The organism is Streptomyces sp. NPDC001393, assembly GCF_053597455.1.
This window is the reverse complement of sequence record NZ_JBSFIH010000041.1, coordinates 46,690-59,203: the sequence shown is the minus strand read 5'-3', so window position 1 is coordinate 59,203 and position 12,514 is coordinate 46,690. Positions and strand designations below refer to the sequence as shown.

The following is a 12,514-nucleotide window of genomic DNA, read 5'->3' as shown; positions in this document are numbered from 1 at the left end:
GCTCAGACCACCCGTACGCCGCGCCGCCACACCCCGCTGACCAGGGGTACGCCCGGGCGGTAGGCGAGGTGGACGTGGCTGGGGGCGTCCAGGAGGGTGAGGTCGGCTCGGGCGCCGGGGGTGAGGCGGCCGATGTCGGTGCGGCGCAGGGCCGCCGCGCCGCCCGCCGTGGCCGACCAGACCGCCTCGTCCGGGGTCATCCGCATGTCGCGGACGGCCAGGGCGATGCAGAAGGGGACGGAGGAGGTGAAGGACGAGCCCGGGTTGCAGTCGGTGGAGAGGGCGACCGTGACCCCCGCGTCCAGCAGGCGGCGGGCGTTCGGCCACTCGGCGCGGGTGGAGAACTCGGCGCCGGGGAGGAGGGTGGCCACCGTACGGCTGTTGGCGAGCGCGTCGACGTCCGCGTCCGTGAGGTGGGTGCAGTGGTCGGCGCTGGCCGCGTCCAGTTCGACGGCCAGCTGGACGCCGGGGCCGTAGGAGAGCTGGTTGGCGTGGATGCGGGGGTGCAGGCCCTTCGCCCTGCCCGCGGTGAGGATCGCGCGGGCCTGGTCGCCGTCGAAGGCGCCCTTCTCGCAGAACACGTCGATCCAGCGGGCGTGCGGCGCGCAGGCGTCCAGCATCTCGCCGGTGACCAGGGCGACATACGCGGCCGGGTCGTCGGCGTAGTCCGGGGAGACGATGTGTGCGCCGAGGTACGTCACCTCGTCGGTGTGCTTCGCCGCGAGGCGCAGGGCGCGGGACTCGTCCTCGACGGTGAGGCCGTAGCCCGACTTCGTCTCGAAGGTGGTGGTGCCCTGGCGGAGGGCCTCGGCGAGGTAGTGGGTGAGGTTGGCCTCCAGTTCCGCGTCGCTCGCCGCACGGGTGGCCGCGACCGTGGTGCGGATGCCGCCCGCCGTGTAGGAGCGGCCGGACATACGGGCGTTGAACTCCTGCGTGCGGTCTCCGGCGAAGACCAGGTGGGAGTGGGAGTCCACGAAGCCCGGCAGCACCGCCCGGCCGCCCGCGTCGACCCGGTTGTCAGTGGCGGGTGCTTTGCTGGATTCACCGGTCCACGCGACGTGGTCGCCGTCGATGACGACGGCCGCGTCCTGGATCAGACCGAGGGGGGAGCCGTCACCGAGGGAGGGGTCATTGGTGACCAGCGTGGCGATGTTGGTGATGACGGTGCTGCTGCTCATGGTGTCCTCGTGGGTGGTGGTCAGGAGCGAAGGGCTTCGACTGCCCGCGCGAGGGCCTGCGGCACGTCGGGTACGAGCGTGTGCGCCCCGTCGCGTACGACATGCCGGCCGCCGACGACCGTATGCCGTACGTCCGCTGCCGTCGCGGCGAATACGGCCGTCTCGGCGCCCAGCCGGGGCAGCGGGCCCGCTGTCCTGACCGAGTCCAGGGCGATCGTCGTGAAGTCGGCGAGGGCGCCGGGTTCGAGGGTGCCGGCCTCCTCCCAGCCGAGGGCGGCGTGGCCGTCGGCGGTGGCGGCCCGCAGCAGGGCGTCCGCCGTCCAGTGTCCCCGGGTGCGGGTGCGCAGCCGCTCGTTCAGCTCCATGGCGCGCGCCTCTTCGAGCAGGTCGATGACGGCGTGGCTGTCGGAGCCGAGAGAGAGCGGGGAGCCGGCCCGCTGCAGGGTGACGGCCGGGCCGATGCCGTCGGCCAGGTCGCGCTCGGTGGTCGGGCACATACAGGTGCCGGTGCCGGAGCCGCCGAGCAGGGCGATGTCCTCCTCGGTGAGGTGGGTGTTGTGCACACCGGTGGTGTGCCGGCCGAGGACGCCGTGGTCGGCGAGCAGCCGGGTGGGCGTGCAGCCGTGCGCGGCGAGGCAGGCGTCGTTCTCGGCGGTCTGCTCCGACAGGTGCACATGCAGCGGGGCCCGCCGCTGCTGGGCCCACCCTGCCACGGTCGCCAACTGACCGGCCGGCACGGCCCGTACGGAGTGAATCGCCGCCCCGATCCGCGCGTGGTCCCGCTCCTTGAGAACTGCACAGCGTTCGGCCCAGGCCTCCGCGCTGCCGTCGGAGAACCGCAGCTGGTGGGTGTTGGGCGCCTGTCCGAAGCCGGAGGAGAGGTAGGCGGTGTCGAGGAGGGTGATGCGGATACCGGCGTCGGCGGCGGCCGCGATCAGCGCCTCGCCCATGGCGTTGGGGTCGGCGTAGGGGGTGCCGCCGGGGGCGTGGTGGACGTAGTGGAACTCGCCGACGCAGGTGATGCCGGCCAGGGCCATCTCGGCGTACACCGCGCGCGCCAGGGCGTGGTAGGTGTCCGGGGTCAGGTGGTCGGCGACGGAGTACATCACCTCGCGCCAGGTCCAGAAGGTGCCGGAGCCGACCTGGACGGTGCCGCGCAGCGCCCGGTGGAAGGCGTGGCTGTGGGCGTTGGCGAGCCCCGGCAGGGTGAGCCCGCGCAGCACCTCGGCGCCGGGCGGCGGGGTGGGCGCCCCGGTGCGCACGGCACCGATCCGCCCACCCCCGGTCTCGACGACGACCCCCGGCTCGACGCATCGGCCGAGCCAGGCGTGCTCCAACCAGTAGGTCCGCTCGGTCACCTGCAGGCCAGCCCTTCCAGTACGTCGGCGAGCGCGCGCACCCCGGCCACGCAGTCGTCCTCGGCGGCGGACTCGGCCGGTGAGTGCGAGACACCGGTGGGGTTGCGCACGAACAGCATGGCGGTCGGAATGCTGCCGGAGAGGATTCCGGCGTCGTGTCCGGCCCCGGTCCCGAGGACGGGCACCGTCAGGCCGGTGTCCTTGCCGAGGATGCGGCCGAGTTCGTCGCGCAGGGCGTGGTCGAACTCCACGACGGGCGTGAAGGACTCCCGGACGACGTCGAGATCGATGCCGTGGGCGTCCGCGTACTCCCGGGCCGCCTTCTCGATACCGCCGACCACCGTGTCCAGGGTGTCCTGGTCGGCGGCGCGGGAGTCGAGCCAGCCGCGCACGAGGGAGGGAATCGCGTTGACCCCGTTGGGCTCCACCGCGATCTTCCCGAAGGTGGCGACGGCACCGGCGAGTTCGGCCTCGCGGCGGGCGGCGAGCACGGTCTCGGCGTAGGACAGCATCGGGTCGCGGCGGTCGACCAGCCGGGTGGTGCCGGCGTGGTTGGCCTCGCCCCGGAAGTCGAACCGCCAGCGGCCGTGCGGCCAGATGGCACTGGCGATGCCGACCTGGTCCCCGGAGAGGTCCAGGGCCCGTCCCTGCTCGACGTGCAGCTCGACGAAGGCGCCGATCCGGCCCAGCCGCTCCGGGTCGGCCCCGATGCCCTCGGGGTCGTACCCGGCGGCCTCCATGGCCTGCGGGAGGCTGACGCCGTCGGCGTCGGTGAGCCGGTGGGCCTGCTCGACGGTCAGCTGCCCGGCGGTGAGCCGCGACCCGACACAGGCGAGCCCGAACCGGGCCCCTTCCTCGTCCCCGAAGTTGACGATGGCCAGGGGCTTCGCGAACCGCGCGTTCCTGCTCCGCAGCTCGTCGAGGGCCGCGAAGGAGGACACCACGCCGAGAGGCCCGTCGAAGGCACCGCCGTCGGGCACGGAGTCCAGGTGGGATCCGGTGACGACGGCGTCCCCGGCGGCGGGGTCACCGAGCCAGGCCCACTGGTTGCCGTTCCGGTCCACCTCGTACGTCAGCCCGCGAGCTTCCGCCTGCTCCTTGAACCAGGCCCGGCAGTCGACATCGGCACCGGTCCAGGCATAGCGCCGGTAGCCGCCGGAGGCGGAGCTGCGGCCGATCGGCAACAGCTCCGCCCACATGCTGTGGAAACTCACGCGCCGTCACCCTCGCGCATGGGCACCCGGACACCGCGCTCCTGCGCGACCGACTCCGCGATGTCGTACCCGGCGTCCACGTGCCGGATGACGCCCATGCCCGGATCGTTGGTGAGCACGCGCCGGATCTTCTCGCCACCCAGCTTCGTACCGTCGGCCACCGTCACCTGGCCTGCGTGGATGGAGCGCCCCATGCCCACGCCGCCACCGTGGTGGATGGAGACCCACGACGCACCGGAGGCCACGTTCACCATGGCGTTCAGCAGCGGCCAGTCGGCGATCGCGTCGGACCCGTCGAGCATGGCCTCGGTCTCGCGGTACGGCGAGGCCACCGACCCGCAGTCCAGGTGGTCGCGGCCGATCGCCAGCGGAGCCGCCAGCTCGCCCGAGGCCACCATGTCGTTGAAGCGCTCGCCGGCCTTGTCGCGCTCGCCGTAGCCGAGCCAGCAGATGCGCGCGGGCAGCCCCTGGAAGTGGACGCGCTCGCCGGCCATCTTGATCCAGCGGGCCAGGGACTCGTTCTCCGGGAACAGCTCCAGGATCGCCTTGTCGGTCTTGGCGATGTCGGCGGGGTCGCCGGACAGGGCCGCCCAGCGGAAGGGGCCCTTGCCCTCGCAGAACAGCGGGCGGATGTAGGCGGGGACGAAGCCGGGGAAGGCGAACGCCCGGTCGTAGCCCGCCAGTTGGGCCTCGCCACGGATGGAGTTGCCGTAGTCGAAGACCTCGGTGCCGGCGTCCATGAAGCCGACCATGGCCTCCACGTGCCGGGCCATGGACTCCCGTGCGCGGGTGGTGAAGCCCGCCGGGTCCTTGGCCGCCTCGGCGGCCATGTCCTCGAAGGCCACGCCCACCGGCAGGTACGACAGCGGGTCGTGGGCGGAGGTCTGGTCGGTGACGATGTCGATGGGGGCGTTCATCGCGAGCAGCTGCGGGACCAGATCGGCCGCGTTGCCGAGGACGCCGATCGACAGCGGGCGGCGGGCGTCGCGGGCCTCGACGGCCAGCTGGAGGGCGTGGTCGAGGGAGTCGGCCCTGACGTCCAGGTAGCGGTGCTCGATGCGGCGCTCGATGGCGCGCGGGTCGCAGTCGATGCAGATGGCGACACCGTCGTTCATCGTCACGGCGAGGGGCTGGGCGCCGCCCATGCCGCCGAGGCCGGCGGTGAGGGTGATGGTCCCGGCGAGGGTGCCGCCAAACTTCTTCGCGGCGACGGCGGCGAAGGTCTCGTAGGTGCCCTGGAGGATGCCCTGGGTGCCGATGTAGATCCAGGAGCCGGCGGTCATCTGGCCGTACATGGTCAGGCCGAGGGCCTCCAGACGGCGGAACTCCTCCCAGTTGGCCCAGTCGCCGACCAGGTTGGAGTTGGCGATGAGGACGCGCGGGGCCCACTCGTGGGTCTGCATCACGCCGACCGGGCGGCCGGACTGGACCAGCATGGTCTCGTCCTGCTTGAGGGTCTTCAGGGTGCGGACCATGGCGTCGAAGGAGCGCCAGTCACGGGCGGCCTTGCCGGTGCCGCCGTAGACGACGAGCTTGTCGGGGTGCTCCGCGACCTCCGGGTCGAGGTTGTTCTGCAGCATGCGCAGGGCGGCCTCCTGCTGCCATCCCAGGGCACTCAGTTCCGTGCCGCGCGGTGCTCGTACGGGGCGGGGTCCCGACATCGTCTGCCTCCTCCTGTTGCTATCTCTATTCACATCCTGTCGTTCTGAATAGAACTAGTCAATACATCGGGGCGACCCCGTCCGCGCGCCGTCGGTGTTTGGCTGGATGTACGCGAGACGGACACGAGGGGACATGAGGGGAGAGGCCGTGGAGCAGGACGTCGAAACGGAAGCCCGGGAGCGCTCCGCGCGGCGGGACGAGGCGGTGCGGGCCGCCGTGGAGCAGGGACTGCTGGGACCGGACGCGGCCGTGGCCGGGCTGCTGGACGTGACCGGGATCCGGCAGTCCGCGGCGGCCCTGCGGGCGGCGTTCGACGCGGTGGTGCCGCCGGGGACGCCGGTGCTGCACGCCTTCGCGGTGAAGGCGACCCCGCTCGTGCCCGTACTCCGGCTGCTGCACGCGGCCGGGATCGGCGCGGAGGTGGCGAGCCCCGGCGAGCTGGCGCTGGCCCGGGCGGCCGGGGTGCCGGCGGCCCGGACCGTGCTGGACTCGCCCGCCAAGACCGCGGCGGAGCTGCGCGAGGCGCTGACCCTGGGCATCGCGGTGAACGCCGACAACCCGCAGGAGCTGGACCGCCTGGACGCCCTGGTGCGGTCCGCCCCGACCAGGTCCCCGCTCGGCCTCCGGGTCAACCCGCAGGTCGGCGGCGGCACGATCGGGGCGACCTCGACGGCGACACAGACCTCCAAGTTCGGGGTGGCGCTGCGCGACGAGGGGGCGCGCGAGTGGGTCGTACGGGCGTACCTGGACCGGCCCTGGCTGACCCGGCTGCACGCGCACACCGGCTCGCAGGGCATCCCGCCGGCACTGCTGGCGCGGGGTGTGGCGGAGACGTACGCGCTCGCGGAGGAGGTCAACGAGCGGGCGGGGCGGCGGCAGATCGACACGCTCGACATCGGCGGCGGACTGCCGGTGAACTTCGCGGCCGAGGCGACGGCACCCTCGTACGCTTCCTACGCCCGGCTGCTGGCCGAGCGGGTGCCGGGGCTGTTCGACGGGCGGTACGGGCTGGTGACCGAGTTCGGGCGGTCACTGCTGGCCAAGCAAGGGACGGTGGTGGCCCGGGTGGAGTACGCCAAGAGCGCGGGCGGGCGGCGGATCGCGGTGACCCACGCCGGCGTGCAGGTGGCCACGCGGACCGTGTACGCGCCAGAGGCTTGGCCGCTGCGGATCGCGGCGTACGACGCCAAGGGGCGGCCGAAGCCGGGGCCGGAGGTGGTGCAGGACGTGGCCGGGCCGGCCTGCTTCTCGGGCGACCTGCTGGCGGAGGGGCGCGCACTGCCCCTGCTGGAGCAGGGCGACTACGCGGCCGCGCTGGACACCGGCGCGTACTACTTCGCCCACCACTACGCCTACAACTCCCTCGCCCGGCCGGGCATCTACGGCTTCGCGCCGGACGGCTCGGGAGGCGTCGCCTTCGCGACCGTACGTCAGCCGCAGACCGTCGCCGAGGTGGTGGCGGAGTCCGGCGGGGCGCACGCGGCCGCCCTCACCACTCTGGCTCAACTCCCCTGACACAGAGGCCAGTTGGCCTAGGACCCGACGAGATCTAGACGAGGGCCGCGGTACGGCGGCGGGCGCCGCCGGGGGCCGCGTCGCCGGCCGCGATGCCCGTACCGCGCAGGCCCTTCACGGCCTTGCCCGCCGGGCTCCCGCCGCGCCGGTCGAGCCAGTCGACGCGCACCCACAGCAGCGTCTCCTGGGCGCGTTCGCGGCGCCCGATCCAGGCGGCCTTCAGTCGGAGCCCGGTGCCGAGCCCGGCCAGCAGCAGTCCGCCGGCCACGGGCACCGCGAAGGCGGAGCCGAGCGCGGCGGCGCAGGCCAGCAGCAGCCACCAGCGGTGGCCCCGGCGCCAGTTGCGCACAGTCACCGCACGGTCCTGCAGTACGTCGTACTTGCCCGCGCGGGCCGCGCCGCGGGCGAGCGCTCCGTACCGGCCCCGCCGCACCAGTGCCACGGCCGCCGCGCCGGCGAGGAACAGCGCGGCCCCGGCGAGCACCCCGATCCGTCGTCCCGTCAGCCCCGCCGGCACCGCGCCGATCGCCGCGGCGGCCACTCCGAGCCACCACAGCGGTGCGGCCCCCGCCCGTACGACGACGGCCACCCGGGCCAGCCCCTGTCCTCCGCGCGCCACGTCAGCCTCCCGTGTCACGTGTCCGCACAACGCCTGTGTCTCACCGGGAAGCTAGCGGCCGAACGTGAGACGAATCTGAGAACGCGAAGGCCTGTTCGACGAGAAGGCCTATTCGACGAAGAGCCCCCGGGCGGCGGCCTTCGCGTCGAACTCCTCCAGCCGGGCCTGCGCCTGGGGCAGGTCGTCGCAGACCGCCTCCAGCAGCACCCGTCCGAGCAGCATCGGCGCGCAGGCGGTGTCGAAGGCGAGCCCGGTACCGACGGCGGCGGGCAGCAGCAGGTCGGAGTACTTGGCGACCGGCGCGAACGCGGAGTCGGCGACCGTGACCGTCGTCAGGCCGACGTCCTTGGCGTAGGCGAGGGTGTCCACGACCTCGCGCGGGTGCCGGGGCAGCGCGAAGCACAGCAGCGCGGTCGCGCCGGCGCGGACGGCCGCGTCGATTCGGTCCTGGATCATGGTGCCGCCCTCGTTGAGCAGCCGGACGTCCGGGTGGACCTTGGCAGCGAAGTAGGCGAAGCCGTACGCCTGGGAGGCGGCGGCGCGCAGGCCGAGCACCGGCAGCGGGCGCGAGGCGGCCAGGATGCGGCCGGCCCGCTGCACCGGGCGGGGGTCGGCGAGCAGGTCGGCGAGGTGCCTGAGGTTCTCGATCTCGGCCTCGACGGCCTGCTGGTACTCGTTGAAGGCGCCCGCCTCGGCGGCCGGTTCGGCGGGGACGACCTCGCGCAGGTGCTTGCGCAGCGCCGGATAGCCGTCGAAGCCGAGCGCGACGGCGAACCTCGTCACCGAGGGCTGGCTGACCCCGGCGAGCTCGGCCAGCTCCACACTGGACAGGAAGGGCACGTCGCCCGCCCGCCGGACCATGCTGTGCGCGATCCGGCGCTGGGTCGGCGTGAGCCGGTGTCCCTCGAAGAGGGCCTGCAGGCGGTTCGCCGGACTGTCCGACGCACCGGTCGTCCCCCCGGTACTGTCGACGCTCATGACGCGCTCCCCCTCCAGATGTCCGTGAACCGGTCGAGCAGTGCGGCCGCCTGCGTCACGTCGTCCGTGAGCGGCCGGTCGGCCGGGTCGGGGTCGAGGACCGACTCGGCGAGCGCGAACGCCCGGCCGGCCGGCAGCCCGGCGTCGGGCCGCAGGTCGCGCTGGCGCAGCGCGCGGACGGCGGCGACGAGCTCGCAGCCGACCACCAGACGATACGCACCGCACGCGCGCAGGGTCTGCCGTGCGGCGAGCGAGGCGAAGCTCGCCTGCTCCTCGACGCCCCGGGAGAGTACAGCGTGGCCGAGGGACGCGGGCGCGGAGAAGGCCCGCAGGTCACCGAGGGCCGCTCCGGCCGCGTACTCCAGGATCATCACGCCGGAGGAGGCCGGCTCGTGGTCGGCGAGGAAGGGCCGCAGCCGGGTGTACGCGGGCTCGTTGAGCGTGGACAGACGGGACGTGGACAGCCGGGCCACCTGGGTCAGCGCGAGCCTGAAGTGGTCGAGGGCGAGGGCCAGTTGGGCCTGGTAGAAGCCGCCGTGGTGGTAGGCGGCGAGGTCCTCGGGGGCGATGAGGGGGTTCTCGGCGGCCGCGTTGATCTCCACGGTGAGGACCTGCTCCAGGGCCTCGGCCGCGTCGTGTGCCGGGCCGTGGATCTGGGGCAGGCAGCGGAAGCCGTAGGGGTCCTGGATCCGGCCGAGCGGCGGGGTCGGCCGGTCGGCGGCGCCGATCAGCTCCCGCATCCGCCGGGCCACCTCGGTGCTGCCCCGGTGCGGGCGGGCGGCGTGCACGGGGGCGGCGTACGCCTCGTGGGAGCCGTCGACGGCGAGCAGGGACAGGGCGGCGACGACCTGGGTGGCGCCGATCAGCCCGCGCAGTTCGTGCAGGGCGAGCGCCGACTGGCCGAGGGTGAGGGCGTTGCTGCTGATCAGGGCGAGGGCGTCGTTGTTGTCGAGGGGCTGGGGGGCGGGGGCGGCGGCGCCGCGCCAGGGGTGTTCCCCGGCGAGCGCGAGCCCGGCCTGGGCCAGGGCCGCGATGTCTCCGGTGCCGACGGAGCCGAACTCGTTGACCACCGGGTACGCGCCGCTCTTCAGGGCCTCGCACAGGGCGGTGACCACGCCGGGCCTGAGGCCCGCGCCGCCGGCCAGCAGCTGGTTGGCGCGGACGGCGAGCATGGCGCGCACCTGGCGGGCGGGGAGTTCCTCGCCGATGGCGCCGGCGTGGCTGCGCAGCAGGCGCAGGCCGTGGCCGGCGGCGGCCTCGGTGGGCACGTCCTCGTTCCGGTTGGCGCCGACGCCGGTGGAGCGGCCGTAGACGCGCCCGGTGGCGGCGATCTGCCGGGCTGCGTTCCAGGCGTGCTCCGCGCGCCGCATCGCGTCGGCCCCGGGGACGGGATGCGCGGCACCGTCGGCGAGCCGCACGACGTCCTCGACGCCGAGTCCGGCCCCGTCCAGGACCACGGTCGCGGAGCGCGCGGACGGCACGGACGGTGCGTCCGCGATGCGTGACGACATCACACCCCAGCTCCCCTCGATCCGTTGCACCAGATCAACGCCGACCCACCGACCAATTATTCACACAGCGAGAACTCTGCATGACGTTATGCAGGCGGGCAAGATGCAAGGGCGGCAAGAGGGGGGTTGTCCCCAGTGCGGAAGGCCGGGGCGGTCCCTAGGGTTGGGCCCATGAGCGCACTGGACTCGCAGGACAGCGGCCTGAAGAAGGATCCGGACCTGCGCAAGGAACTCGACGCCACCCTCCAGACCCGCCGGGAGCTGAGCGAGGAGTACGAGACGGCACTGGTCGACTCCTTCCTGGAGCAGGTCGAGCAGCGGATCGACGACGCGGTGGACCGCCGGGTACGGCGGCATCTGGCCGAGCAGCAGATGGCGACCGCGCGCGGCGCCCGGCGCCCGAAGGACACCGACACCTGGACGGAGCGCTTCGGGCTCGCGATCATCTCGCTCGTCCTGGCGATCCCGCTGACCGCCGTGGCCGGCGGCGTCGCCGGGACGGCCGGGACGGTGGCCGCCTGGGTCGGCATCGTCGGCGTCAACTTCGCCCAGGCGGTACGGCTCAACCCGGAGCTGCTCACCGGCCGCCGCGACCGCTCCGGCCGGCAGGACTGAGCCCGGCCGGGCCGACCGGCCGGGCGGACCGCCGGTTCACGCCTGGCGGGTCGGCAGGGCCATGATCGGGCGGAGGTTGACGTGCCGGGGCCGGCTGGTGGCGTAGTCCTTCCCTCTGGGAAAGACTTGCGCGGGGACCGCCGCACCCCCGTTTCCGGGGGGCGGGACGACGGCGGTCCCCGCGAGGGACGCGGGCCGGGTCAGGGCCGGCATCTCGCGTCCGTGGCGTCCATGGAGGTCCGGGAGCCGCTCCGGAGGTCCTTGGCGCCGTTCGGCGCCGGCCGGGGCGGGGAGCCGCTCCCGCCCTGCCGACACCGACTAATCTGCCGGACGCGTGTTAAGCGGGTGCTGCGCGCACGTGACACGCTCGTACCACTTCCGCGAACCCCGCCTCACCTCAAGTCGAGCGGATAAACCCGCAGTTCACCCGGTGTTCGCTACTGCTTTCCACCCTTGGCCAGGAACGCCAGCAGGTCCTGTCGGCTGACCACGCCGGTGGGCTTGCCCTCGACCAGGACGATCGCCGCGTCGGCCGAGCCGAGCACGGACATCAGGTCGCCGACCGGCTCGCCGGAGCCGACCTGGGGCAGCGGGGCGGACATGTGCTTCTCCAGCGGGTCCTCCAGGGAGGCCCGCTTGTTGAACAGGGCGTCCAGCAGCTCCCGTTCCACCACGGACCCGACGACCTCGGCGGCCATCACGTCCGGGTGGCCGGCGCCCGGCTTGACGACCGGCATCTGCGAGACGCCGTACTCGCGCAGCACCTCGATGGCCTGGCCGACGGTCTCCTCCGGGTGCATGTGCACCAGGGAGGGGATGGTGCCGCCCGCCTTGTCGTTGAGGACGTCGCCGACGCGGGCGCTCGGGCCCTCGTCCTCCAGGAAGCCGTAGTCGGCCATCCACTCGTCGTTGAAGATCTTGCTGAGGTAGCCGCGCCCGCTGTCCGGGAGCAGCACGACCACGACGTCGTCCGGCCCCAGCCGCTCGGCGACCCGCAGCGCGGCGACGACGGCCATGCCGCAGGAGCCACCGACCAGCAGGCCCTCCTCCTTGGCCAGGCGGCGGGTCATCTGGAAGGAGTCCTTGTCGGACACGGCGACGATCTCGTCCGCGACGGTGCGGTCGTAGGCGGTCGGCCAGAAGTCCTCGCCCACGCCCTCGACCAGGTACGGCCGCCCGGAGCCGCCGGAGTACACCGAGCCCTCGGGGTCGGCGCCGACGACCTGGACGCGACCGTCACTCACGTCCTTCAGGTAGCGGCCGGTGCCGGAGATGGTCCCGCCGGTGCCCACGCCCGCCACGAAGTGGGTGATCTTCCCCTCGGTCTGCTCCCACAGCTCGGGACCGGTCGAGTGATAGTGCGAGAGCGGGTTGTTGGGGTTGGAGTACTGGTCGGGCTTCCACGCGCCCGGGGTCTCGCGGACGAGCCGGTCGGAGACGTTGTAGTAGGAGTCCGGGTGTTCCGGAGCGACGGCGGTCGGGCACACGACGACCTCGGCCCCGTACGCCCGCAGCACGTTGATCTTGTCGGTGGAGACCTTGTCGGGGCACACGAAGATGCACTTGTACCCCTTCTGCTGGGCCACGATGGCAAGGCCCACACCGGTGTTGCCGCTGGTCGGCTCGACGATCGTCCCACCCGGCTTGAGCTCGCCGCTCTGCTCGGCGGCCTCGATCATGCGCAGGGCGATGCGGTCCTTCACGGAGCCGCCCGGATTGAAGTACTCCACCTTGGCCAGGACGGTCGCCTGGATGCCCTGGGTCACGCTGTTGAGCCGCACCAGCGGGGTGTTGCCGACGAGGCTGATCATCGAGTCGTGGAATTGCACCGTTGTCTCCGGTTGCTGCAAAAGATGTGGTCTTA

At 73.2% G+C, this 12,514-nt stretch carries 10 protein-coding genes; 2 read left to right on the top strand and 8 right to left on the bottom strand.

Annotated features, from left to right (window positions below):
• Nucleotides 1–2: 2 nt before the first annotated feature.
• The 4 genes from hutI to hutU are packed head-to-tail and all read right to left on the bottom strand — an operon-like array spanning nt 3 to nt 5,411.
• A complete protein-coding gene (gene hutI, locus ACWC2T_RS32830; protein ID WP_450673974.1) occupies nt 3–1,178 on the bottom strand; it encodes an imidazolonepropionase in 1,176 nt (391 codons plus the stop codon).
• A 20-nt stretch (nt 1,179–1,198) separates the two neighbouring features.
• On the bottom strand, nt 1,199–2,542 hold the full coding sequence (locus ACWC2T_RS32825) for a formimidoylglutamate deiminase (RefSeq protein WP_450673996.1): 1,344 nt from the start codon (nt 2,540–2,542) through the stop codon (nt 1,199–1,201).
• Nucleotides 2,533–3,750 carry an allantoate amidohydrolase gene (locus tag ACWC2T_RS32820; RefSeq protein WP_450673973.1) on the bottom strand — a complete coding sequence of 406 codons (1,218 nt, stop codon included), beginning with the start codon at nt 3,748–3,750 and terminating at the stop codon, nt 2,533–2,535. The genes ACWC2T_RS32825 and ACWC2T_RS32820 overlap by 10 nt, the downstream gene beginning before the upstream one ends.
• Nucleotides 3,747–5,411 (bottom strand): urocanate hydratase, encoded by a 1,665-nt coding sequence (gene hutU, locus ACWC2T_RS32815; protein WP_450673972.1) that lies wholly within the window; start codon nt 5,409–5,411, stop codon nt 3,747–3,749. Before hutU ends, ACWC2T_RS32820 begins: the two co-directional genes overlap by 4 nt.
• A gap of 148 nt (nt 5,412–5,559) precedes the next feature.
• Here hutU and ACWC2T_RS32810 point away from each other — a divergent pair, with 148 nt between their 5' ends.
• Nucleotides 5,560–6,927, top strand: a complete 1,368-nt coding sequence (locus ACWC2T_RS32810) for a diaminopimelate decarboxylase (RefSeq protein ID WP_450673971.1) — start codon at nt 5,560–5,562, stop codon at nt 6,925–6,927.
• A gap of 34 nt (nt 6,928–6,961) precedes the next feature.
• Here ACWC2T_RS32810 and ACWC2T_RS32805 read toward each other — a convergent pair whose 3' ends face one another.
• The 3 genes from ACWC2T_RS32805 to ACWC2T_RS32795 form a co-directional block, all read right to left on the bottom strand.
• Nucleotides 6,962–7,546, bottom strand: coding sequence for a hypothetical protein (locus ACWC2T_RS32805; protein WP_450673970.1), 585 nt, complete (start codon nt 7,544–7,546; stop codon nt 6,962–6,964).
• Nucleotides 7,547–7,654: 108 nt separating this feature from the next.
• Entirely contained in the window at nt 7,655–8,524 is an 870-nt protein-coding gene (locus ACWC2T_RS32800; protein WP_450673969.1) for a MurR/RpiR family transcriptional regulator, read from the bottom strand.
• Nucleotides 8,521–10,035, bottom strand: coding sequence for an aromatic amino acid ammonia-lyase (locus ACWC2T_RS32795; RefSeq protein ID WP_450673968.1), 1,515 nt, complete (start codon nt 10,033–10,035; stop codon nt 8,521–8,523). The genes ACWC2T_RS32800 and ACWC2T_RS32795 overlap by 4 nt, the downstream gene beginning before the upstream one ends.
• A gap of 171 nt (nt 10,036–10,206) precedes the next feature.
• Between ACWC2T_RS32795 and ACWC2T_RS32790 the strand changes: the two genes are divergently transcribed.
• Nucleotides 10,207–10,650, top strand: coding sequence for a hypothetical protein (locus tag ACWC2T_RS32790; protein ID WP_450673967.1), 444 nt, complete (start codon nt 10,207–10,209; stop codon nt 10,648–10,650).
• A gap of 437 nt (nt 10,651–11,087) precedes the next feature.
• Here ACWC2T_RS32790 and ACWC2T_RS32785 read toward each other — a convergent pair whose 3' ends face one another.
• On the bottom strand, nt 11,088–12,479 hold the full coding sequence (locus ACWC2T_RS32785; protein ID WP_450673966.1) for a cystathionine beta-synthase: 1,392 nt from the start codon (nt 12,477–12,479) through the stop codon (nt 11,088–11,090).
• Between the last annotated feature and the right edge of the window lie 35 nt (nt 12,480–12,514).